This window comes from Amycolatopsis pittospori (assembly GCF_013870525.1).
GTDB lineage: Bacteria > Actinomycetota > Actinomycetes > Mycobacteriales > Pseudonocardiaceae > Amycolatopsis > Amycolatopsis pittospori.
In genome coordinates, this window is record NZ_JACBXD010000048.1 from 1 (window position 1) to 22973 (window position 22973).

At 67.7% G+C, this 22973-nt stretch carries 23 protein-coding genes; 14 read left to right on the forward strand and 9 right to left on the reverse strand.

The window, feature by feature from the left end; translation table 11 throughout:
* Positions 1-48: 48 nt before the first annotated feature.
* Entirely contained in the window at positions 49-495 is a 447-nt protein-coding gene (locus H5J31_RS24685) for an Lrp/AsnC family transcriptional regulator (RefSeq protein ID WP_181775024.1), read from the reverse strand.
* Positions 496-602: 107 nt separating this feature from the next.
* On the opposite strand from H5J31_RS24685, the gene H5J31_RS24690 reads away from it, so the two are divergent.
* From H5J31_RS24690 to H5J31_RS24710, 5 genes are all read left to right on the forward strand, one after another.
* Positions 603-1055: a rhodanese-like domain-containing protein gene (locus tag H5J31_RS24690; protein WP_181775025.1), complete on the forward strand. Its 453-nt coding sequence runs from the start codon at positions 603-605 to the stop codon at positions 1053-1055.
* 85 nt (positions 1056-1140) lie between these two features.
* Complete coding sequence (locus tag H5J31_RS24695) at positions 1141-1896, forward strand: type 1 glutamine amidotransferase (protein ID WP_181775026.1); 756 nt, start codon at positions 1141-1143, stop codon at positions 1894-1896.
* A gap of 93 nt (positions 1897-1989) precedes the next feature.
* The gene (locus H5J31_RS24700) at positions 1990-3117 is read left to right on the forward strand and encodes an inorganic phosphate transporter (protein ID WP_181775027.1); all 1128 of its coding nucleotides are present in this window, start codon (positions 1990-1992) and stop codon (positions 3115-3117) included.
* 106 nt (positions 3118-3223) lie between these two features.
* Positions 3224-6196 carry a bifunctional [glutamine synthetase] adenylyltransferase/[glutamine synthetase]-adenylyl-L-tyrosine phosphorylase gene (locus tag H5J31_RS24705; RefSeq protein ID WP_181775028.1) on the forward strand — a complete coding sequence of 991 codons (2973 nt, stop codon included), beginning with the start codon at positions 3224-3226 and terminating at the stop codon, positions 6194-6196.
* Positions 6197-6326: 130 nt separating this feature from the next.
* Positions 6327-6761, forward strand: coding sequence for an acyl-CoA thioesterase (locus tag H5J31_RS24710; protein WP_181775029.1), 435 nt, complete (start codon positions 6327-6329; stop codon positions 6759-6761).
* 86 nt (positions 6762-6847) lie between these two features.
* On the opposite strand, the gene glnA is transcribed toward H5J31_RS24710, so the two are convergent.
* Positions 6848-8272, reverse strand: coding sequence for a type I glutamate--ammonia ligase (glnA, locus tag H5J31_RS24715; protein ID WP_181775030.1), 1425 nt, complete (start codon positions 8270-8272; stop codon positions 6848-6850).
* A 172-nt stretch (positions 8273-8444) separates the two neighbouring features.
* Between glnA and H5J31_RS24720 the strand changes: the two genes are divergently transcribed.
* Positions 8445-8930 (forward strand): RDD family protein, encoded by a 486-nt coding sequence (locus H5J31_RS24720; protein ID WP_181775031.1) that lies wholly within the window; start codon positions 8445-8447, stop codon positions 8928-8930.
* A gap of 67 nt (positions 8931-8997) precedes the next feature.
* On the opposite strand, the gene H5J31_RS24725 is transcribed toward H5J31_RS24720, so the two are convergent.
* Positions 8998-9951 (reverse strand): hypothetical protein, encoded by a 954-nt coding sequence (locus H5J31_RS24725; protein WP_181775032.1) that lies wholly within the window; start codon positions 9949-9951, stop codon positions 8998-9000.
* Positions 9952-10056: 105 nt separating this feature from the next.
* Positions 10057-10785, reverse strand: a complete 729-nt coding sequence (locus H5J31_RS24730) for a DUF4191 domain-containing protein (RefSeq protein WP_016331624.1) — start codon at positions 10783-10785, stop codon at positions 10057-10059.
* Positions 10786-10849: 64 nt separating this feature from the next.
* Here H5J31_RS24730 and H5J31_RS24735 point away from each other — a divergent pair, with 64 nt between their 5' ends.
* The 6 genes from H5J31_RS24735 to H5J31_RS24760 all read left to right on the forward strand — a co-directional run bounded on the left by H5J31_RS24735 (position 10850) and on the right by H5J31_RS24760 (position 15375).
* Positions 10850-12937 carry an ATP-dependent DNA helicase UvrD2 gene (locus H5J31_RS24735; protein ID WP_181775033.1) on the forward strand — a complete coding sequence of 696 codons (2088 nt, stop codon included), beginning with the start codon at positions 10850-10852 and terminating at the stop codon, positions 12935-12937.
* A 216-nt stretch (positions 12938-13153) separates the two neighbouring features.
* Positions 13154-13420, forward strand: a complete 267-nt coding sequence (locus tag H5J31_RS24740; RefSeq protein ID WP_181775034.1) for a hypothetical protein — start codon at positions 13154-13156, stop codon at positions 13418-13420.
* A 167-nt stretch (positions 13421-13587) separates the two neighbouring features.
* A complete protein-coding gene (locus H5J31_RS24745) occupies positions 13588-13971 on the forward strand; it encodes a WhiB family transcriptional regulator (protein ID WP_181775035.1) in 384 nt (127 codons plus the stop codon).
* The gene (locus H5J31_RS24750; RefSeq protein WP_181775036.1) at positions 13968-14225 is read left to right on the forward strand and encodes a hypothetical protein; all 258 of its coding nucleotides are present in this window, start codon (positions 13968-13970) and stop codon (positions 14223-14225) included. The genes H5J31_RS24745 and H5J31_RS24750 overlap by 4 nt, the downstream gene beginning before the upstream one ends.
* 104 nt (positions 14226-14329) lie before the next feature.
* Entirely contained in the window at positions 14330-15199 is an 870-nt protein-coding gene (locus H5J31_RS24755) for a class I SAM-dependent methyltransferase (protein ID WP_181775037.1), read from the forward strand.
* Positions 15196-15375 carry a hypothetical protein gene (locus H5J31_RS24760; protein ID WP_181775038.1) on the forward strand — a complete coding sequence of 60 codons (180 nt, stop codon included), beginning with the start codon at positions 15196-15198 and terminating at the stop codon, positions 15373-15375. Before H5J31_RS24755 ends, H5J31_RS24760 begins: the two co-directional genes overlap by 4 nt.
* Positions 15376-15381: 6 nt before the next feature.
* On the opposite strand, the gene H5J31_RS24765 is transcribed toward H5J31_RS24760, so the two are convergent.
* From H5J31_RS24765 to H5J31_RS24775, 3 genes are all read right to left on the reverse strand, one after another.
* Entirely contained in the window at positions 15382-16296 is a 915-nt protein-coding gene (locus H5J31_RS24765; RefSeq protein WP_181775072.1) for a hypothetical protein, read from the reverse strand.
* Between the two features lie 142 nt (positions 16297-16438).
* On the reverse strand, positions 16439-17779 hold the full coding sequence (locus H5J31_RS24770) for an ABC1 kinase family protein (protein ID WP_181775039.1): 1341 nt from the start codon (positions 17777-17779) through the stop codon (positions 16439-16441).
* 77 nt (positions 17780-17856) lie between these two features.
* Positions 17857-18891 carry a TOMM precursor leader peptide-binding protein gene (locus H5J31_RS24775; RefSeq protein ID WP_181775040.1) on the reverse strand — a complete coding sequence of 345 codons (1035 nt, stop codon included), beginning with the start codon at positions 18889-18891 and terminating at the stop codon, positions 17857-17859.
* A 163-nt stretch (positions 18892-19054) separates the two neighbouring features.
* On the opposite strand from H5J31_RS24775, the gene H5J31_RS24780 reads away from it, so the two are divergent.
* On the forward strand, positions 19055-19615 hold the full coding sequence (locus H5J31_RS24780; RefSeq protein WP_076168951.1) for a M48 metallopeptidase family protein: 561 nt from the start codon (positions 19055-19057) through the stop codon (positions 19613-19615).
* 6 nt (positions 19616-19621) lie between these two features.
* On the opposite strand, the gene H5J31_RS24785 is transcribed toward H5J31_RS24780, so the two are convergent.
* The gene (locus tag H5J31_RS24785) at positions 19622-20998 is read right to left on the reverse strand and encodes a zinc-dependent metalloprotease (protein WP_181775041.1); all 1377 of its coding nucleotides are present in this window, start codon (positions 20996-20998) and stop codon (positions 19622-19624) included.
* 203 nt (positions 20999-21201) lie between these two features.
* On the opposite strand from H5J31_RS24785, the gene H5J31_RS24790 reads away from it, so the two are divergent.
* A complete protein-coding gene (locus H5J31_RS24790; protein ID WP_181775073.1) occupies positions 21202-22206 on the forward strand; it encodes a YlbL family protein in 1005 nt (334 codons plus the stop codon).
* Between the two features lie 79 nt (positions 22207-22285).
* Here the strand turns inward: H5J31_RS24790 and H5J31_RS24795 are convergent, their stop codons facing one another.
* Positions 22286-22834 (reverse strand): PPA1309 family protein, encoded by a 549-nt coding sequence (locus tag H5J31_RS24795; protein WP_181775042.1) that lies wholly within the window; start codon positions 22832-22834, stop codon positions 22286-22288.
* Between the last annotated feature and the right edge of the window lie 139 nt (positions 22835-22973).

Sequence of the window (22973 nt, forward strand, 5' to 3'; positions counted from 1 at the left end):
GCCCCGCCCGGTGATAGCAAAGGTCCCTTGCTCTCCCCGCGACGCCGCTCAGCTGCGCTGCCGGCCGACCGCACGCCGGCGGACCGGTGAAGAGAAGACCAGCGAGGTCGTCGTCTCCCCATAGCGCTGCATCCGCTCTACGAGTTCTTCGAGCTCAGCCGTGTTCCGGCACGCGACCCGCACCAACCAGCACTCATCGCCCGTGACGTGATCGGCGTCGAGTACCTGGGGCAGCGCGAGGATCGTTTCCCGGAACCGGGCCGTGTCCAAACTCCGCACTTTCGCCCGGACCATCGCCTCGATGGGCAACCCGAGCTTCGTCAGATCGACGCTCGCGGAGTACCCGGTGATAATCCCCTTCTCCTCGAGTCGGCGGACCCGCTCCGTCACCGCGGGCGCCGACAGCGAGACCCGTCGGCCGAGCTCGGAGAAGGTCAGCCGCCCGTCGGACTGGAGCAGTTCGAGCAGCTGCCAGTCGAGATCATCGAGGTTCACGGAACTCCAGGTCGATCGTCTTCTCCGCCAGGAATCTCCAGGCTAACCGGCACCGATGCCTGGATTCGCCGATGTCCTGGATGATCACCGGGCAGCAGGATTGAGGCATGCCGACCGAATCCCGTGTACTGACCTTCCAGGCCCTGGACAGCGCGGCCGCGGCCGCGCGCCTCCGTGCGGAACTCGCCCTCGACGTGGACCCCGATGACCTCGTCCGCGATCTCACCGCCGGCGTCCGGCACGGTTACGTGATCGTCGAGACCAGGGCGCCCGAAGCCTTCGCAGCGGCGCGCATCCCCGGCGCGATCAATCTCCCCTATCGGGGCATGACCCCTGAGTCGGTCAGCGACCTCGACCGCGATCTCGTCTACATCTGCTACTGCGAAAGCATCCACTGCAACGCCGCTACCAAGGGCGCCCTGAAACTCGCGGAACTCGGCTTCAAGGTCAAACGCCTGTCCGGCGGAATCACCGCCTGGGCGGCCGCCGGCTACCCCATCGACCGAGACTCGCCCACCCTCTTCCGCGCCTCCACGCCCACCCCACGCTGCGCCTGCTGACCCGGGGGAGCAAGGGACCTTTGCTACCGCCGCCCCAAGCCGATAGCAAAGGTCCCTTGCTCCCCGTCGGTCGTAGGCTGGGGCGGTGACCGCTTCTAAGTTGCTCGTCATCCAGCCAGACGAATCAGACCCGATCGGCCCCCTCGGCGACTGGCTCACCGAGGCGGGTGCCGAACTCGACATCCGGCTGATGCCCGATCCGGGCCTCCCCGCCGATCTCGATGGGTACGCCGGCGTCGTCTGTCTGGGAGGGGGGATGGGCGCGAACGATGACGCCGCCCACCCTTGGCTGGCGGACGTGCGGAAGCTCCTTGCGAAGGCCGCCAGTACTCGCGTTCCGACGCTCGCGATCTGCCTCGGCGGTCAGATCTTGGCGGTGGCGACAGGAGGCCTGGTCACCCAAGGCGATCAAGGCCCCGAGGTCGGCCCGGCGCTAGTGTCCAAGAAGGACGCAGCTTGGACGGACCCGCTCTTCGCGGACCTGCCGCTCATGCAGGACGTCCTGCAGTTCCACAACGACACGATCACCCGGCTTCCCGCCGGCGCGGAGCTGCTCGCGTCCTCGCCGCGGTACCCCAACCAGGCCTTCCGTTTCGACCGTTGTGCCTACGGTGTCCAGTTCCATATCGAGACATCGCCGGAGATCGTCCTCGATTGGGCACGGCAGTCGCCAGAAATGGCGGAACTCACCCGGCCGGACGCACTGACCCCGGAGAACCTTGCCCGAGTGCATGCCGATATCACCGAAACCTGGCGACCGTTCGCGCAGCGCTTCGTCCGACTGGTGTCCGGTGACCTCGCTCCGGCTGCGGACCGTCAACGTACTTTGCCGATGGCTTAACGACTTATGTCTCGAATGTGTATGGGTTGTTAACACTCCGGTGTTGGCGTCAGGTACCTTGCGAAGGGAGTTTCGAAGGGTTCGGAGGTCGGGGTGGAGCCCTCAGTGTTGGTCGTGCTCGTCGTCGTCACGGCCCTAATTTTCGATTTCACAAACGGTTTCCATGACACGGCCAACTCGATGGCGACGTCGATCGCCACCGGGGCGCTGCGCCCCAAGGTGGCGGTGACGATCTCCGCCGTCCTGAACCTGGTCGGAGCCTTCCTGTCGGTCGAAGTGGCCAAGACCATCTCCAATGGACTGGTCGACGACACCAAGATCGGCCCGGCGATCGTCTTCGGAGGTCTTGTCGGGGCGATCGTGTGGAACCTGGTCACGTGGTTCGTCGGACTGCCGTCCAGCTCGTCCCACGCCCTGTTCGGCGGACTGATCGGTGCCACCTGGGTGTCGGCCGGATCCGATTCGGTCCATTTTGGAAAGATCGTCGAGAAGGTACTCGTACCCGCCGCGCTCTCGCCGGTCCTCGCGGGCCTGGTCGCGATGATCGCGACTTACTGCGTCTACCGCATCTTCGTCCGCCGCGGCCGCACCGCGGGCTTCCGCGTCGGCCAGATCATCTCGGCTTCACTTGTTTCGCTGGCGCACGGCACGAACGATGCCCAGAAGACCATGGGCATCATCACCCTGACGATGATCACCGCCGGTACTCTGCCCGCCGGATCCGGGCCGCCGCTCTGGGTGATCGTCAGCGCGGCTTTGGCGCTGGCGCTGGGGACGTACCTGGGTGGCTGGCGGATTACTCACACCCTGGGTAAGGGCTTGACGGACATCGACGGTCCGCAAGGTTTCGCCGCTCAGACCAGCTCGGCGGCGATCATCCTCGCGTCGACGAACTTCGGCTTCCCGCTCTCGACGACCCACGTTTGCTCCGGCGGCATCGTCGGCTCGGGCGTGGGCAGGAACGAGTCGCCGGTCCGCTGGCGCACCGCCGGCCGCATGGTGCTCGCCTGGCTTTTCACGCTTCCCGCAGCGGCCATCGTCGGTGCCGCGGCCGGTCTCGTGACCTCGACAGGCACTGTGGGCACCGTCGGCGTCGGTGTCGTGGGCCTGGCGATCGGTATCGGGATCTACCTGCTTTCGCGGCGGAGCCCCGTCAACGCAGGCAGCTTCACCCCCGCGCCGACCCTTCCTGAACCCGAAGTCGGCAAGATCGCGGCTTAAGGAAGCAAGGGACCTTTGCTATCGCCTCGCTCGGCGATAGCAAAGGTCCCTTGCTCCTTGCGCGTCCGTCTGGTCACGGGCGGCGGGGCGACTACGGTGGAAGCCGATGGTTGAGCGCGCCAGGCCGACCGCTTCCGTAGCGAGGTACGGCTTCACCGATCCCCGTGCCGACGGGCAGCTGCGTGCTGCCGGTTGGTGGACCGAGGCAGGCCCGGACAGCTCTGCGGCCGACGTGCTGTCAGCCCTTTCCCGGGCAGCGGATCCTGATCTCGCATTAAGCGGCCTGGACCGGATCAGGGAAGCCGACCTGGCCGCTTGGACCGAGCTTGACCAGGCGCTTCGCGCGAATCGCACGCTTCGCGGCCGATTGCTCGGCGCCTTGGGCACCTCGAGCGCGCTCGCGGACTTTCTGGTCGCGAACACCGACTGCTGGAAAACACTTCTAGGTGACAAGAGCACCGAGCCCGACCAGTACGTCAGCAGGCTCTTGGCCCACTTACGGCCAGACGGCGAGCTGCTCACCGGTGTCGAGTCGGAGCAGGCGCTCCGCGCCGCCTACCGCGAGCTGCTCCTCGGAATCGCGGCGGCCGACCTCGGCCACCTCGTCGAGCCCGGCCTTTACCAGCCGCCGTACGCCGAGATCGGCGCTCAGCTCACCCTGCTGGCCGAAGCCGCGTTGACGGTAGGACTTCTGGTCGCGGAGGCCGAGGTGGGCGCTGAAGCCGAAGGTCACCTGGCCGTGATCGCGATGGGCAAATGCGGTGGCCGGGAGCTGAACTACGTCAGCGACGTGGACGTCATCTTCGTCGGAGATGGGGACCTCACGACGTCGACGCGACTCGCCAGCACGATGATGCGCGTAGTCGGCAAGGCCTGCTTCGAGGTCGACGCCGCGTTGCGCCCGGAAGGCAAGGCGGGCGCGCTGGTCCGGACTCTCGACGGGCACGCCACCTACTACCAGAAGTGGGCCAAGACCTGGGAGTTCCAGGCCCTGCTCAAAGCGCGGCCGGTCGCCGGTGACATCGAGCTCGGGCGACAGTACGCGGAGATGGTCGCGCCCAAGGTGTGGTCGGCGGCCGATCGGGACAACTTCGTTCCCGAAGTGCAGAAGATGAGGCGCCGCGTCGAAGGCCATGTGCCGTCCGCACACGCCGAGCGAGAGCTGAAGCTGGGACGCGGCGGCTTGCGCGATGTCGAGTTCGCGGTGCAGTTGCTGCAACTGGTCCATGGCCGGATCGACGCCGAGCTGCGCTCTCCGTCCACGATGGACGCGCTCGCCGCGCTGGGAGAGGGCGGATACGTCGGTCGCACGGATGCCGCGGAGCTCGGTTCGTCGTACGAGTTCCTCCGGACCATCGAGCACCGGCTCCAGCTCCGCCGGCTGCGCCGTACACACCTGTTCCCCGCTGCCTCGGACGCCAGTGAGCTGCGCACGATCGCGAGGGCGAGCGGGGTGCGGCCGGCCCGAGGCAAGAGCGAGGGGGACGTGCTGCTGGCGGAGTTCCGCCGCCACCTCCAGAGCATTCGACGGCTTCACGAGAAGCTCTTCTACCGGCCGCTGCTGCAGTCCGTCGCGAACGTACCGACGGAAGCGTTGCGGCTGACGACGAAGCAGGCGGAAAGCCGCCTCGCCGCGCTCGGCTACGCCGCACCGGACGGAGCGTTGCAGCACATCAAGGCGCTGACCGCGGGGATGTCGCGGCGGGCGGCCATTCAGCAGGCCCTGCTGCCGGTGTTGCTGGACCTTCTCGCCGATACCCCGGATCCGGACCGAGGACTCCTGTCCTATCGCAAGGTCTCCGAGGCACTCGAAGAAACGCCTTGGTACCTCAGGGTCCTTCGGGACGAAGGCGCCGTCGTCGAGCGGCTCGCCTTCCTGTTGGGCACGTCGCGGTTGGTGCCCGACCTGCTGTCGAGAGCACCGGAAGTACTGCAGCTGCTCGGCGATCCAGCGCGGCTGGCCGGTCGCACACCCGCTGAAGTGGCCACCTCGCTGCGGGCCGCTGTTCGCCGGCAGCCGGGTCTGAACGCCGCGGTCGCCGCCGCGAGGTCGCTACGCCGCCACGAGATGCTGAGGGTCGCATCGGCCGATCTGCTCGGGTTACTGGACGTCCCGTCGGTTTGCGCATCGTTGTCGGGCGTGTGGGTCGCCGTGCTGCAGGGCGCTTTGGCCGCCGCGTATCGCCAGCGCCAGGCTGAACTTGGCCGCACGCCCGCGAAGATCGCCGTCATCGGCATGGGGCGCCTCGGGGGAGCCGAGCTTGGCTACGGTTCCGACGCGGATGTCCTGTTCGTGTGCGAGCCGACCGAGGGGGTATCCGACTCCGAAGCGGCGAAGTTCGCTTCCTCGGTCGCCGAGACCGTCCGCAAAATGCTCGGTGCGCCCAGCCCCGATCCGGCTTTGGTGGTCGACGCCGATCTCCGTCCGGAGGGACGGAGCGGCCCCTTGGTACGGACGATGGAGTCCTATCGCAGTTACTACGGTCGGTGGGCCGAGGTCTGGGAATCGCAGGCGTTGCTTCGAGCCCGGTTCATCGCCGGAGACGACGATCTCGGCGCGCGGTTCATCGAGATGATCGACCCCATCAGGTATCCGGAGGCCGGTCTCGATGCGGTTCGAGTGCGGGAGATCAGGCGGATCAAGGCGCGAGTGGAGACGGAACGGATGCCCAAGGGCGCCGACCCGACCCGGCACACGAAACTCGGCCGCGGCGGACTCGCGGACGTGGAGTGGACCGTGCAGCTCATGCAACTGCGTCACGGGCACGAGGTCGCGGGGCTCCGGACCACATCGACGATCGAGGCGCTGAAGGCTGCGGCGGAGGCGGGGCTCGCCGAGCCCGCCGAGATCGAATCCCTGACCGAGGCATGGCTGCTCGCGACGCGAGTTCGGAACGCGGGGATGCTGGTCAGGGGTAAGGCTGTCGACGAAATCCCCAGTTCAGGCCGCGACCTGTCCGCGGTGGCTCGGGTGCTCGGCTACTCAGCCGACGACGATCCTGGCGAGTTCCTCGACGCCTACCGCCGGACTACCCGGCGTGCTCACGCGGTGGTGGAGACGCTCTTCTACCAGGACTGACCGCGTTGACCTGCAGGAAGAGAGCAAGGGACCTTTGCTATCGCCCTGAGGCGCGCGGGCGCGGTGTGAGCAAAGGTCCCTTGCTCACACTTCGGCGTCGTGGACGGAAAGCGGCCCTTACAGTGGACCGGTGACTGTGCGCGAGCCGTTTCGCACCCGAATCAAGGTGCGCCACTACGAGCTGGACACTCTGGGCCATCTCAACCATGCCGTCTACCACTCGTACGGCGAGGTTTCCAGACTCGAGCTGATGGAGCTCGCCGGCGGCCTGAACTCGGGAATGAAGGACGCGAACCTCGCCTTCGTGCTGCTCGAGTCTCATATCGTGTTCCGCCGCGAACTTCGGGCCGGTGACGTCGTCGACGTGACCTGCGACGCCAAGTTCGGCACCGGTAAGACCTTCCACATGGACTCGAACATCTACAAGGTCGACGGCACACTGTCCGCGGAGATCACCTGCACCCTGGGGCTGATGGATCTCGAGCGGCGCAAGCTGGTGGATGATCCGCGAGGGCGCATCGAGCGGGCCGGCGTCGACCTGAAGATTCTCTCCACCTCGGAGTAGCCCTATACCGCGCTAATAGAAACGCCGGTGGTGAGGGCGTTTCCGCACCTCACCACCGGCGTGCTCTGGGTGTTGCTACCGCACGATCACACGTCGTAGTAGAGCGAGAACTCGTACGGGTGCGGGCGCAGCCGCAGCGGGTCGATCTCGTTTTCACGCTTGTAGGAGACCCAGGTCTCGATCACGTCGGGGGTGAACACGCCACCCTCGAGCAGGTAATCGTGGTCGGCCTCGAGCGTGTCGAGAACCGCGCCGAGGTCGCCAGGAACGAGCTTGACGTTCTGGGCTTCCTCCGGCGGGAGCTCGTAGAGGTCCTTGTCGATGGGCTCCGGCGGCTCGATCTTGTTCTTGATGCCGTCGAGACCGGCCATCATCATCGCCGAGAACGCGAGGTACGGGTTGCCGGACGAGTCCGGGCACCGGAACTCGGCGCGCTTCGCCTTCGGGTTGTTGCCCGTGATGGGGATACGGACACAAGCCGACCGGTTCCGCTGCGAGTACACCAGGCTGACCGGGGCCTCGAAGCCCGGCACGAGCCGGTGGTACGAGTTGACGGTCGGGTTGGTGAACGCCAGGAGGCTCGGCGCGTGCCGGAGCAGACCGCCGATGTAGTGGCGGGCGGTGTCGGACAGCCCCGCGTAACCCGACTCGTCGTGGAACAGCGGTGTGCCGTCCTTCCACAGCGACTGGTGGCAGTGCATACCGGAGCCGTTGTCACCGGCGAGCGGCTTCGGCATGAAGGTCGCGGTCTTGCCGGCGGCGAAAACGGTGTTCTTCACGATGTACTTGAACAGCTGCAGGTCGTCCGCAGCGTGCAGCAGCGTGTTGAACTTGTAGTTGATCTCGGTCTGACCGGCGGTGCCCACCTCGTGGTGCGCGCGCTCGATCTCGAAACCGGAGCCCTGCAGGTTGCGGACGATCTCGTCGCGCAGGTCGGCGAAGTGGTCGACCGGCGGGACGGGGAAGTAGCCGCCCTTGAACTTCGTCTTGTAACCCTGGTTGCCGCCCGGGACGTCGGCGCCGGTGTTCCACCAGCCCTCGACGGAGTCGATCTCGTGGAACGAGGCGTGCTCGGCCGAGTCGAACCGGATCGAGTCGAAGATGTAGAACTCGGCTTCGGGGCCGAAGAACACGTTGTCGGCGACGCCGTACTCGGAGATGTACTGCTCGGCCTTACGCGCGATGTTGCGCGGGTCGCGGCTGTACGCCTCTCGGGTGAACGGGTCATGCACGAAGAAGTTCAGCGAGAGCGTCTTCGCCTTGCGGAACGGGTCGATGCGCGCCGTCTCGGGGTCCGGGAGGAGCAGCATGTCGGATTCGTGGATCGACTGGAAACCACGCACCGAGGAGCCGTCGAAGGCGAGGCCTTCTTCGTAGGCTTCTTCGTTGAACGCCTTCGCCGGAACGGTGAAGTGCTGCATAACGCCGGGCAGGTCGCAGAACCTGACGTCGACGACCTCTACGTTCTCGTCGGCGATAAGGCGCTGAATGTCGTCTGGAGTAGTGGGCACCCTCGGTGACTCCTTCTCGTTCGTTGCCGGCGGCAGTACTCTCTTCGGCTCACGCTAAGAGCGCGGTGTTGCCCGACCGTCACCCGTATGTTTCGCCGGTGTTAACGGGTCGGCGATATCGGGTAGTCGACCAGGGCGAATGTGGTCAGCGCCACCGGCATACCCTGGATGGGTGGCGAGATGGACCGGAGAATGGCTGCCCGGAGCCGGGGACGAGACGACGGCCGGTGGCGAGCGTACGCAGCGTTGGTGTGGTGAGCGACTCGGCTTACCCGAATCGGGTGTCGGTTCGGTGGCGGGTGGCGGTCCGCGTCTCCTCGGGCTGATCATCGACCTGGTCATCGCTTCTTTGGTGACGACCCTCTTCGTGAGGCCGAGCCTCCAGGATCCGGCAGTCATGCAGACGTTCAACCTGTGGTCGGTGGGTGTCTGGGCGGTCATCACGATCATTCCCGCGGCGTTCTTCGGCTTCACTCCGGGTATGGGGGCGCTCGGAATCCGCGTGGCCAGGCTGGACGGCGCGCAATGGGTCGGCGTGTGGCGCGCTGTAGTGCGGACGGCGCTGACCTTCGTGATCATCCCGGCAGCCATCCGGAACATCGACGGCCGAAGCTGGCTCGACCGGCTGACCGGAACCGTCGTGATCCGCATGCGCTGAGCTCCACGCGGAGGGAGCAAGGGACCTTTGCTCTCCTCAGCGCGCCGCCGCAGAACCTGCCGTCGGGTCAGGCGGCCGGTGTCTCGGGAGCGCCGTCGAGCTGGGGAGGCGGACGCTGGTGAGCGCGGCGGTGAGCCTCTCGCAACTCCTCGATCACGACCAACGGCTGATCCCGGAGCTGGGCTGGGCTTACTCGGACGACGATAAGACCGGCGGCGACCAGTGCGGGTGTCGCAGGTGCCACGTCCGGTTCGAGGGTGACCTCGTCGTAGAGGATCTGCATGGCGACGCCGGCTTTCGGCCACCAGACTTCGGCGACTCCGACTACCTCTCCGTCCGGAGTCTGTAGCTCGGTTTTCCTCACCGGCCTCGGCAGGTCACTTTGGGCGAGCACGCTCTGCAGCCACTGCTCGACAGCGCTTTCGACGCCATCCTCGAGGGCGCCGACAACCAGACGAGGCAGCGCGGAGCCGATCGTGCTGGCCTGTGCCAGCTCATCCCGCAGATCCTCCGGGGTGCAGAGCCCGCGGTGGACCGCGTCGTGAATCATCGTCCGTACGGACTTCAGATCGTCCATGCGTCGGGCAGCGTCTATCAAAGCCCTGGCGAGTGGTGCTACCGGCAGCCCATCGATCTCCACCGGTTCAGGCACGTGGATCGTCCGCTCGACGATGGCGAATCCCCAGGTGGCGACCTTGCTTTGGTGAGGGATCAGAGTGTGGGCCCGTCTTTCGGGCGGAAGTCTTCGGACCCCGTACAGCCGGGCCGCCTGAACTCCGGTGAGCATCGCGTCCGGGCCCGCGTGCGTCAGCGCCACCTTCAGGAGCTGGCGCCTGCTTGGCGTGGCGTCGGTCAGAAGGATGACGCCGGGGATCGGACGCCGCCACGGGCCGCTTTCACGACATTGCCGGGAGATCCAGGAGTGGGAGTGCCCTAGGGCGACAAGTTTCGCCCGGGCGGCCACACCGTCCGGGAACATCGCTGCCAGGGCTTTGAGCCGGGCGCTCTGGGTTCCATCCACACAGTGATCATGCGACCACCCACCGACAGTTTTCGCCCGGAAATGCAGCAGGGGTCCTTTGCTATCGCTCGAGGCGGTAGCAAAGGACCCCTGCTGCTCGCTTGGTCAGCGGCGGCGGATGGTGCGCTGGACGTTGCGCATCTTCGCGCCCGCCGGCATCGGGCCCTTGGGCATGGCGGCGCCGCGGCTGCCGAGGGCGGCCAACTTCGCCTCCAGCGCGTCGACCTGGGCCGGCTTGAGGTTGCGCGGGAGCTTCATGAGGTAGCCCTGCAGCTTCTTCAGCGGCACCTGCTGCTCTTCGTTCCCGATGATCACGTTGTAGATCGGGGTTTCACCGATCAAGCGGGACACGCGCTTCTTCTCCTGTGCGAGCAGCGACTTCACGCGGTGTGGCGCGCCCTCGGCGACGAGCACGACGCCCGGGCCGCCGAGCACACGGTGCACGGCGTCGAGCTGGGTCGTGGCCGCCACGGTGGGCGTCACCTTCCAGCGGCCCCGCATGTTCTCGAGCGCCCAGGCCGCAGCACCCGGCTGGCCGTCGGCCTTCGAGTACACGGTCTTCTGGACCCGCCTGCCGAAGATGATCACGGCGGCGAGCGCGCCGAGCAGGATGCCCAGCGGCAGCACGACCCAGTGGACGTCGAAGATGAACCCGATGCCGAACACCACGCCGGTGATGACCAGGAGCGATCCGACCATCCAGGGGATGAGCGCCTTGTCTTCCTTGCGCTGCATCTTGAAGGCTTCGAAGATCTGCCCGCGGCGAGCCTTGCTCGCGGCGCGCTTCTCCTTCTTCGCCAGCTTGGCTGCTTCCTTGTCCTGCTTTCCCGCCATGCGACCAGGATACGGCCGCGTGCCCTGCGCCGATCCCGTCGGGCCCTCTGCGAGGATCGGGGACGTGGTTAGCGCATCGTCCCCGAAGAGTCGTCCAGGCCTGCTCGATGGGCTCGACCCCGAGCAGCGCGCCGCCGCCTGCGCCCCGAGGGGGCCGGTGTGCGTCCTCGCGGGAGCCGGGACCGGCAAGACACGGACGATCACGCACCGCATCGCTCACCTGGTCCGATCAGGGCATGTCGCCGCTGGTCAGGTGCTTGCTGTCACCTTCACCACGCGCGCCGCGGGCGAGATGCGCGCACGCCTCCGGGGCCTCGGTGTCGACGCCGCCCAGGCGCTCACCTTTCACGCCGCCGCTCGCCGTCAGCTTCGCTACTTCTGGCCCCAGGTGATCGGGGACCGGCCATGGGAGCTGCTCGAGAACAAGTTCCGCTACGTCAGCCAGGCCGCGAACAAGGCCGGGCTCGGCACCGAGACCGAACTCCTGCGTGACCTCGCCAGTGAGATCGAGTGGAGCAAGGCCTCTTTGGTATCGCCGGACGACTACCCGGCCGTCGCCTCGCGCACGCAGCGGGACACGCCGGCGCCCTCGGCGCAGGTCGCCGAGGTCTATCGCAACTACGAGAAGATCAAGAACGCCGCCCAGGTCCTCGACTTCGACGACCTGCTCCTGCACACCACTGCTGTACTCGAAGAGCACTCGGTGGTCGCCCAGGAGTTCCGTGAGCGCTATCGCTGCTTCGTCGTCGACGAGTATCAGGACGTCACCCCGCTCCAGCAGCGGCTGCTCGACGCCTGGCTCGGGGGCCGCGACGACTTGACTGTGGTCGGCGACGCCAACCAGACGATCTATTCGTTCGGCGGCGCCTCGCCCCGCCCGTTGCTGGAGTTCACGCGGAGGTTCCCCGAAGCGACTGTCGTGCGGCTCGAGCGCGACTACCGCTCGACCCCGGAGGTCGTGGCGCTCGCCAATCAGGTGATCGGTGCCGCGCGCGGCCGTCCTGCGGGGTCGAGGCTGAAGCTCGTCGGGCAGCGCCCTACGGGACCTGTTCCGCGCTTCGCCGAGTACGACGACGAGACCGCCGAGGCCGCCGCTGTCGCACGCAGGATCCGCGACCTCCTGGACAGCGGTGTGGCGGCCAGCGAGATCGCGGTGCTTTATCGCGTCAACGCCCAGTCCGAGGCATATGAGCAGGCACTCGCCGAGCTCGGTATCCCCTATCTGGTCCGCGGCGGCGAGCGGTTCTTCGCCAGGACCGAGGTCCGGCAGGCGATGTCCGCGTTGCGGATGGCGTCGACCGACGCCGACACCGGCGAGCTGGTGACGAGGGTCCGCTCCGTGCTCGCGAAGGTGGGGCTCACCGACCAGCCGCCCGCCGGAGGCGCGGCCAAGGAACGGTGGGACGCGCTTCTGTCTCTCGTCGAGCTGGCCGAAGAACTGGCGTCCACCGTCGACGACGCGGATTTGCCCAGGTTCGTTGCGGAGCTCGAACAGAGGGCGAACGCGCAGCATCCGCCGACGGTGGAGGGCATCACTCTGGCCTCGCTCCATGCGGCGAAGGGCCTCGAGTGGGACGCCGTGTTCCTCGTGGGGCTTGCCGAGGGAACCATGCCGATCCTCCACGCCGACGGCGACGACGCGGCGATCGAGGAGGAACGCCGTCTCTTCTACGTCGGCGTCACTCGCGCACGAGAGCACCTTTCCTTGTCGTGGGCCCTGGCCCGGACATCGGGCAACCGCCGCAACCGGCGGCGCAGCCGATTCCTCTACGGCCTGATCCCCGAAGATCACCCGGCGGCGCGGGTCGCCCGGTCTCAGCAGCCGAAGCAGTCCGGCAACAAGGCACGGTGCCGGGTGTGCGGCGGGCCGCTGCTGGAGACCTTGGACATCAAGCTGGGGCGATGCTCCCGCTGCCCGTCCAATGTGGATGAGAAGCTGCTCGAGAAGTTGAAGGTCTGGCGAGGGGAACGTTCCCGCGAGCTCAAGGTGCCGGCCTTCGTCGTCTTCACCGACGCGACTCTGGTCGCCATCGCGGAGCAGCGCCCGACCGATGACACAGCGTTGTGCGCGATCTCCGGGATAGGCGCGACGAAGCTGGAACGCTTCGGGGCAGAGGTTCTCGACGTCGTGCGAGCCTCGGTGGAGTCTTGACCGCGCCGAGGGGCTGATCCGTGCGGCGAACCCGCTGCTCAGAGCCGATCTTCGTAGCTTCGACGGTTTTTCTGGAAAATAAGTTGCCCAGGTGTGGTCGGGGGCAATAACCTGCTGGTACCGGGCGGGAAGCGCCCGGGATGGGGAAGAACTTCTACAACACAGCGTAGACCGCGGGGCGGTTCGCGCGCGACAGAGAAAGGTGGTGCCGGTGAAATGACGATCAACATGATGCTCACGAACCCTGGCACCACTCTGTCCTGCATCGCGGAAGTCCCGCAGGCTCAGCGCCAGGGCACCTTTGTGCCCGAGAGCATCCTCGCCGCCCGCGGAACCCTGCGCCTCAACCGGCGCTGGGCCACCGCCGACGAGACCTTCGCACACGCCACCGCTCTGGGCGGCGGCTACTCGAAGGTTGCCGTCGATCTGCCGGTCATCAAGCAGTTCCGTGTTCCGTTGTCCATACGGGAGCGAAGTTCCTGACCTAGTCAGGACCAGAGGCTCACGAAGGCCGCGGAACCGGTAACCCGGATCCGCGGCCTTCGTGTTTTTGCTGCACAAAACAGTTGGCTGCACAACCTAATTGGGGTTCAGCGTTGTCCAGTTCCACCGTCAGTTCGAAAACCGTTACGGGACAAGGGAGTACACGTATGTCATCGGCCATAGCTTTCGCGCCGGGGGAGGCTCTTCCCTTCGTCGACGCCGGCGTCGTCGACCTGCTCGACGCCATCGACTCGCCCGAGTCGATGCTTCCCTGCCGTTCGGGCGACGCGGACCTCTGGTTCGCTGAGTCCCCGGCAGAGCTCGAGCGCGCGAAGGCGTTCTGCTCGGATTGCCCGGTCCGTTCCGCCTGCCTCGCGGGCGCACTCTCGCGGCGTGAGCCGTGGGGCGTCTGGGGTGGCGAGATCTTCGAGCGCGGCGTTGTCGTCGCGCGGAAGCGGCCCCGTGGCCGTCCCCGGAAGAACCCGGTCGTCGAGACCGCCGTCGAGGCTCGTCCCGCTGCTCGCAAGGTCGAGCGGAGCGCTGCGGCATGACCGTCGAACTCATCACCACCAGGGATTACGAGGCGCGGACGGGAAACCGACTGCTCGCGCCGGCCAAATTGAACGAGATCAAGGTCGAGGAGACCAGCGAAATGTTGCTTTATGAAGAACTGTCCAGAGCCCGAATACGAGACCTGGAGGAAGGAGTCCGCGCGCAGCGGGCTCGAAGCGGCGCACGCGCCGCGCGCAGGTGGGCCAGGGTCGCCCGCTGGGCGAATCGTCGAGCCGAGCGCTTTCAGGCCTGACCACTCGGGGGAGCGGGGGACCTTTGCTATCGCCACGCGGTAGCAAAGGTCCCCCGCTCCCTTCTTGGGGAGTGGCGTGGCGCGGCGTGGTGTTCACTGGGGGAATGGCCGTACACACGCATGACGACATCGACTGGGCGGAGCGCCTTCGGTCACTTCGCATGGCCGAGGCGCTTGACGCCGAGCCGACGCGAGTGGCCGCCCGAAGGTTGCTCGAGGGTTTGCCGGAGGCCCCGACCATCCTCGACGTCGGCTGCGGCGCGGGCGGGATGAGCGTCCTCTTCGCCGAGGAGCTTGCCGCGGCCGGCGCCAGGATCGTGCTGGTCGACGCAACCGAGCACCTGCTCGCCGAGGCGCGCCGGGTTGTCGGTGCCGCTGCGGGGGACAAGGCCACGGTCGAGACGGTCCACGCAGACGTCGCCGACACCCGGCTGCTTGACATGCTTCCTCCTGCGGATCTGGTCTGGGCTTCACGCGTGCTCCATCACCTGCCCGACCAGCAGGCGGCGCTCGACATCCTCGCCCGGCTCGCCCGTCCCGGCGGGTTGGTCGCCATCTCCGAGGGCGGATTGGACTTCAACTGCCTCCCTTGGGACCTCGGCATCGGTCGGCCCGGGCTCGAAGAGCGGCTGCTCGCCGCCCGGGGCGAGTGGTTCGCCGAAATGCGCGCGGGCATTCCCGGGTCGGTCTCGATGCCCTATGGCTGGAACATCGCGCTTCAACAGGCGGGCCTCGGCGACATCGATTCGTTCGGGGTGCTCATCCATCATCCGGCGCCTGGGCCGGATGTGTTGCGCGAGTTCGTCGTCGAGCGCGTGAGCTGGTTCGCCGACGTGGCCGGTGACCGCCTGACCGCCGGCGATCGCGAAACCGCGGCCGCCCTGCTGGATCCGGCGAACCCCGCCTTCCTCGGCGCGCGCCAGGACCTGTTCCTGTTGGGAGCGAAGACAATCCACTGTGGACGGCGGCCGTGAGCGAGCAGGTGGGTTGCTCGTTGTGCGGCCGGATCCGCGGCGTCGACGAGGAGCCCGCGCAGACACTCGCCTGGGTTTCCACCCGGGACAAGAACGTCGTGCGCTGGATGTGCCCTGCCTGCGCCCGCCGCCACACCCGCGACATCGAGGGAAAACTCCCCGACGAGTACTGGTGACGCCCTTCAGGCGGCGCTGTCGATCCGGCCGATCGTGCGGACTTTCGGACGCGGCGTACGGGCCGCTTCGGTGAACGCTGTGACGAGTTCGGCCGCCACTTCCAGCGGCACCTTTCTCAGCTGATCGATGGTGCAGCGGACCAGGACCGTCCCGGTCGCTGTCAGCGCCAGCGGGTGGAAGTTCACGGCGCCCTGCTTCGCGGCGCGGAACTGCCACGCCAGCCCGATGTCGTCCCACCAGGCGTCGGCCGCGCCGATGGGTCGACCTCGCCGGTCGCAGATCGTCACGTTCCAGGACGGCGTGGGCAGCGGGCATCCTTCGATGACCTTCTTCGCCAGCCCGTGCGCGTAGGTCGCTTCGGGATCGACCCGGCGCAATGCCGAACGGACTTCGGCGGACCCTCGCCGATTGCCGGCGTCGAGTTCCGCGTGGAGCTCTTCGAGCGTGCAAAGACCCCAGTACAGCGGCAGTGAGATGAGTTCGTCGATCCGCGCCGGATCGAGTTCCAGTCTGGCCAGATCGAGCGCCGCGCGAGCGGGCGGCGCGTACGGGACGCCGTTGCTCCAGGTGGGCGACGGCATTCGCGTGGTTCTTCGCGGCAGCATGCCTGGTTCCGCCGGCATCCGTCGGTAGTCGGGGACCAGGAGGTGGACATCCCGCGTCACCGGGCAGTCGACGCCACGCGCACGAAGCGCGTCGGCGCCCGTCACCACCACCTCCGGGCCGAACCGCGCGACGGCGGCCTGCAGCAGCTGAAGCCGGGTGGGCGCGGAGTCGCGCAACAGGATCACACCCGGCATGAGCCTTCGCCAGGGACCGCCCGGGCCGCAGAGCTTCGCGGCGTAACGCGCTGTCACGCCTGCTTTGCGCAGCTCCCGGCTGGTGATGATCCCGGTTTCGCTGGTGTTACTGAGCGCCATCAATCGGGCGCTTCGTGTAGTGGCCATGAGTCGAGGATGACCGCTGGGCCGTCCGGGTGGAACCGCTTTCCGCAAGTTGTGGATAACTTCCCCGCGCAGCCCCGTTTTCGGCTCAGTCGCACCGATACCTGTGGATAAATTCTCAGGCCGCGAAGCCCGGTTGCCACCGTTCGACGATCGCGCGAGCGGGGATTTCCGCGTCGAGCTGACAGAGGATGCCGGTCGATCCGGCGGTAACCCGGTGGATCATCAGGTACTCGGGCGGAAGATTCAGCGAGCGGCCGATCCGGAAGTCGCGGCCGCGGGTGTCGCCGACCCGGCCGGCCTGGCGCTGCATCCAGCGACGGGTGAAGTGGAACGTGTCGCCCGCAAGCGGCTCGGTGAACGGCGCCAGATAGGCGAGCACGTCGTCGGCCTGCAGATCCGCGTCCGCCCGGATGAAACCGGACTCCCGCAGCAGCCGCATCAGCTTGGCGGACTCGCCGTCGAGAGCCAGCCTGGTCATCTCGCCGAGGTGCTGCGGAATGCCCTCGGGCAGCCGGGACACCCCTCCGAAGTCGATCACGCACAGCCTGCCGTCGGCGGTCAGCATGAAGTTGCCGGGGTGCGGGTCCGAATGCAGCAGCCGGGCTCGTTCCGGAGACGAGTAGTGGAACTCGGTGAGCAGCCGGCCGGCGCGATCCCGGGCCTCCTTGTCCCCACCGGCGATGATCTTCGACAGCGGCGTGCCGGTGACCCACTCCGTGACGACGACCTTCGGCGCGCTTGCGACCACCCGGGGGATCACGAAGCCCGAGACACCTTCGAACGCCTTCACGAAAGCGCGCTGGTTCTGGGCTTCCGCCTGGTAGTCGAGTTCTTCGTTCATCCGCTCGGCGAGCTCGGCCAGCAGGGGTTTTACCTCGGTTCCCGGCACGAAGGCCTGGAAAAGCCTGCTGAAGCGTTGAAGCTGGCGAAGGTCGCTCCGCAGCGCATCGTCAGCGCCGGGGTACTGCACCTTGACGGCGACTTCGCGGCCGTCGTGCCAGATCGCGCGGTGGACTTGGCCGATGCTCGCGGAGGCCGCCGGGTCGTCGTCGAATTCGGCGAAGCGCTGCTTCCAGGTGCGCCCCAGCTGCTCGGCGAGAACCCGGTGGGTCTGCCGGACGGGCATGGGCGGCGCCGCGGCCTGGAGCTTTGTCAGGGCCTCGCGATAGGGCTTAGCCATCTCGTCCGGCACCGCGGCTTCGAAGACGCTCAGCGCCTGGCCGAACTTCATCGCGCCGCCCTTGAGCGTGCCGAGGACTTCGAAGAGCTGCTCGGCGGCCTTCGCGGACAACGTCGCGCTGACCTCTTCGGCGCTCTGCCCGGTCAGCCGCCGGCCCCAGCCTCCGACCGCCCGGCCCGCTATGCCGAGCGGGATACTGGCCAGCTTCGCCGTTCGCGCCGCCCCGTTACGGGGGATGGCGGCTTCACGGTCCTCGGCGCTGCGGGAGTCGGTCACCTTCGCGATTCTGCCTTGATTCACCACGCGCGCGCAGCCTGTCGAGGGCGTGCGTGTGGGCTACGTCGCTCGCGGTATCAGTGGGCACCGCATCCGCATCCGGGATGTGGCGGCCAGTCGCGGTGGCGGATGGCTCCGTCGAAGAAGTCGATCTCCAAGGTGGCGTTCCACGCCGGCGGCGCCTGGTCGCTGGGCGAGAGAAGCCGGAGGGCCTGCGCGGCGGCCAATGCGGCACACGCGTGCACGGCACCGAGGTCCGGCCGTTGCACCCGTCCCGCGAGCTGGCTCGCCACTCTGGGCCAGGTGTCGTCGGCGGCGGAACGATGCAGGTCAGCGCAGCGCAGACAGCTGCTCCGGCCGGGCACCACCAGTGGCCCGACGATGCCGACCCCGTCCCGGACGCGCACCGGCAGGTGGCTGATGCCGCTTTGGACGAGTTCGTTGACCACTTCGGGCGCGGGCACCACGGCATCGGTGAGCAGCACGAGTTCCGGCTGCCGGTCCGCGTAGAGCCGGGTGGTCGAGGTGTCCCCGCCGGCACGGTGCACCACTTGCGCCATCGCGTCCCGGCGGAACATGCCGATCTCGGCCTCGGTATAGCCCGAACCCAGGTCTCGTTCGAGCACCGTGCCGGTCGCCCGGACGTCGATGTGCCCGATTCCGGCGTTGGCGAGGAGCACGGCGATGGCCACGCCCAGCCTGCCGTCGCCGTGGACGGCCACCGCCGTGTGCTTGCGGCGCGTGGTGAGCGCCGCCTGGTGGTGGCGAGCGCGAAGCGACCACATTCCCGTCTCCGGCTTGGGCCTCGGATGTCGCCGGGGCTGGCCCGCGTCGGTCACCAGCCCGCGGATCGTCAGGTCCACCATCAGCTCCCGGAGCTGTTCATCGTGTTCGCTCTGCGCGAGCACGATGTCGTCGACCGCCCGTTTCCCGTCCAGTTTGCGGAGCGCGCCCGCCACCTCGGGGGCCACTCCGGTGATCACCACGGCGTGCGCGGGGTCGAGGCCGATCTGGTACTCGCCGTCCCCGCGTTCCAGCACATCGAGGCCGGGAAGCAGGGCCGGGAAGGCGGGCAGCACGATCGACCTCAGGTCCGGTTCGCGAAGGTTCATGATCGCAGGATCGCACCGGCACGCTAACCATCCGCTAAGAAAAACCCGAGTTATCCACAGGTGGGGCCCGTTGTGGACAACTCGAGGCTGTGACCTTTCGGCTCTCGGAGTTGTCGGTGACTGGCCTTACCGTGGTCGAGTGGTCGAAGCACGGATGCCCTCATTGAGGAGCCGGGACAATCCCCTGTCGGACACTCCCGAACACAAGGTCGAGGTACGGCGTAGCCAGCGCCGCCACCGGACCGTCACCGCGTACTGGGACGAGGACACCCTCGTCGTGTTGATCCCCGCCCGGATGACCCGGGCCGAGGAGAAGCACTGGGTTGCCGAGATGCAGCGCAAGCTGCTGCGCACGGGCCCGCGGCGGGCCGCTCCGCCTAAGGCCTCGGACGAGGCACTGCTGGCTCGCTGCGCCGTGCTTTCGGCGAAATATCTGGACGGAAAGGCGATACCCGCGAGCGTCCGCTGGGTACCGCCGATGCGGACGAGGTGGGCGTCCTGCACACCGGTCGACGCGACGATCAGGGTCAGTGACCGGCTGCGCCGGGTGCCGGCCTGGGTGCTGGACTACGTCCTCGTGCACGAACTCGCGCATTTGAAGGAGCCAGGGCACAACGCGGCGTTCTGGGAACTCGTTCGCCGTTATCCCAAGACCGAACGCGCCATCGGCTACCTGGAGGGCCTGTCCTCCGCCGCCGGATGGGGCATCGCGGCGGAGGACTGACGTGCCTCAGCTCTTGTCTTCGTCGCCCTTGTCGGACGTGCCCTTGTCGTCGTTCCCGGGCTTCTGCTTCTCGCGCTCGGTGCGCTCGATCTCCGCGATCGGGTCGATGCCGTCGAGGGTCGACTCGCCATCGCCCAGGCGTTCGGCGAAGTCGAGCGGCTCGTCGAGGTCCTCGGCGGTCGGCATGAGGTCGGGGTGGGACCAGAGGCCGTCCCGCTTCTCGATCCCGTGCTGGTCGCCGACCAGTTTCCACAGCGCGGAAGCCGCTCGCATCCGCCTCGGCCGGAGTTCGAGCCCGACCAAGGTGGCGAAGGTCTGCTCGGCCGGGCCACCGGTGGCCCGGCGGCGGCGCAACGTCTCCCGGAGCGCGTCCGCGCCTGGGAGGCGGTCGCCGATCGCCTCGGCGACCACGACGTCGACCCAGCCTTCGACCAGGGCGAGCAGGGTTTCGAGGCGGTTCAGCGCCGCCTTCTGCTCGGGCGAGGTCTGGGGCTCGAGCAGGCCGGACGACATGGCCTCTTCGATGCTGGCCGGGTTCGACGGGTCGATCTGCCCGGCGAGCTGCTCCAGCGCGGAGGTGTCGACGGAAATACCGCTCGCGAACTCCTCGACCGTGGCGAGCAGTCGCTGCCGAAGCCAGGGAACGTGGGCGAACAGCCGCTGGTGGGCGGCCTCTCGCGCGGCGATGAAGACCAGCACCTCGCTGGTCGGCAGCTCCAGGCCTTCGGTGAACTTCTCGATGTTCGCCGGCAGGAGCGCGGACGTCGCGGCGGGGCCGAGCGGAAGGCCGACCTCGGTGGAGGTGAGCACTTCGGAAGCCAACTGAGCGAGGGCGTTGCCGAGCTGAGAGCCGAAGGCCATCCCGCCCATCTGCCCCATCATCGAAAGCAGCGGGCCAGCGGCCTGCTTCGCTTCCTCGGGCAGGGCCTCGACCCAGGCGCCCGACACCTGCTGTGCGACGGGGTCGCACAGGCGCTGCCAAGTGGGCAGGGTCTTCTCGACCCAGGTGCGTGCGGACCAGGCGACAGTCGTCGAAGCGCCGGCGGGCAGGATCGTGGCGGCGTCGAGCCACAACTCGGCCAGGTGGGCCGCGTCACGGACGGCTGTGCTCGAGTCGCCACCGCTGGACGACGAGAAACCGAGCTGGACGTCGGCGGTGCCGCTGCTGCTCAGGTTCTGCAGTGCGATCTGTTTCGCCAGGTCATAGTTGACCGGCCCGGTCGAGCTGCCGGCCTGGCTGAGCATCTGGCCCAGCTGGCTGAGCATCTGACCGAGCTGATTGAAGGCCTCGGCGCCGGAGGGCTGGCCGCCGGAGTCCGACGGCTCGTTCTCGCCTCGTTTGTCGGGATCGGGCGGTCCGAAGCCGAACGGGGGTTTGCTCATGGCACCACCGTACGCGGGTCCTGGGACCCAGAGCTCGTCAACTGGAGTGATGAGCGTGGCCTTCACCGAGAAGCGAACACCGTCACCGTACGCTGTCACGCGTGACAGAGCCCTCGGAGGAGACCACAGCAGCGCGGAGCCGTGCGGGGTCCGCGAGTGACCAGGACCGCTCTGAACGGCGGTTGACCCGACGGGGCTGGACGCTGCTGGTCAGCGGCGCGTTGTTCGTGGCCTTCGCGCTGGTCGGGTTCTTCATCCCGGTGCCGTATGTGGCGATCAGTCCCGGCCCGACCTATGACACGCTCGGCAAGGACGCCGCCGGGCAGCCGGTGATCCAGGTCAACGGGCACGAGGTCTTCCAGACCTCCGGTGAACTGCGGATGACGACGGTCTCGCTGCGCGATGGCGGCATCACGCTTTTCAACGCGCTCGGCCTGTGGGCGAGCGGCCGGTACGCACTGGCGCCGCGCGAGGAGTACTTCAAGCCCGGCGAGACCAACGAGCAGGTCCGGCAGGAGAACATCCAGCAGCTGCAGGACTCGCAGACCGCGGCCCAGGTCGCCGCGCTGCGCCGCGAGTTCCCGGTGAAGGTGCTGGCGAAGACCATCGTTTCCGGCAGCCCGGCGGACAAGGTGCTCGCGCCCGGGGATCGCCTGCTGATCGTCAACGGGAAGACGGTGACGGAGGCGACCGACGTGCGGGCGGCGCTGAACGGCACCAAGCCCGGTCAGACCGTGCAGATCACCTTCAAATCCGATGGTCAGGCCGAACGCACCGTGCCGCTCACTCTCGCGCAGCGGCCCGACGGGCCCGAAGGCTTCATGGGCCTGACCGCGGTGGACCGCGCGGATGTCCCGTTCGATGTGAAGATCTCGCTGCAGGACGTCGGCGGTCCGTCGGCCGGCCTGATGTTCGCGCTCGCGATCGTCGACAAGATGGAACAGGGCGACCTCGCCGGCGGCAGGCACATCGCCGGGACAGGCGAGATCTCGGAGAAGGGCGTCGTCGGCGCCATCGGCGGAATCTCGTTCAAGGTGGTCGGCGCCCGCGAAGCCGGGGCGACCGATTTCCTCGTGCCCGCGCACAACTGCGCCGAGGCGAAGACCGCCGCGCCCGACGGCCTGAACCTGATCAAGGTGGCCACGCTGGACGAGGCGATCGCGCAGCTCGAGAACCTCAAGGCGGGCAGGCCGACCGCCTCCTGCTGACAGCGGGGAAGCAGGGGACCTTTGCTGTCACTCTCTCCGGGAGAGTGACAGCAAAGGTCCCCTGCTCTCTTTTGCCAGGTCAGGGGAGCAGTGTCGCCTTCAGGGCTTCGAGCAGGTTGGGAGCCAGCTCCGGGTTCTCGATGATCTCGTCGACAGGGCCTTCGTCGCCTTCGTCGGGCTGTCCGGCGCCGCGGAGCCGCATGACACAGGCTCCCGCGCCTTCCCTTAGAACTGCGGCCACGAGCCGTGCTTCGGTCCGGCGCGGGTGATCGGCGGCCGCCTGGCGAAGGCGTTCGGCGTCGGTCTCGGGCACGACGGGAAGTTCGGCTTCGGCGTCCGGCGGCAGCACGATGATCTCCTGCGCGAGCGCGCAGCCCAGCACCAGATCCGGCCACGCGATCTGCGCCAGTGCCTCGCCGAGGTCACCGTCCGGCAGTGCCTCCTGGGCGACCGGCGTCAGCGGGCTCGAGGGGTCGAGTTGCCCGGCCAGCTCGGGCTGCTCGTCCAGCAGAGCCGCGGTCGGGACCAGCGCGAAAAGCTGCGGCGGTTGGTCCCATCCTCCGGAGGCTACGAACTCCTCGACTTCGCGGGCCAGGCCGGCCACGCCCTGCTGCTCACTCGGTGCCATTCGCCTATCGTTCCAGGCGACCTGGACCGCGGCCTTCCGAGTCCGGTTTGGGCGGGTTCCGGGAACTTCTGACGGCATCCGTAGAGTTAGAGCATCAGGGGCCGCACGCGGTACGCGCGCCCCCGCGAAAAGTTCACCA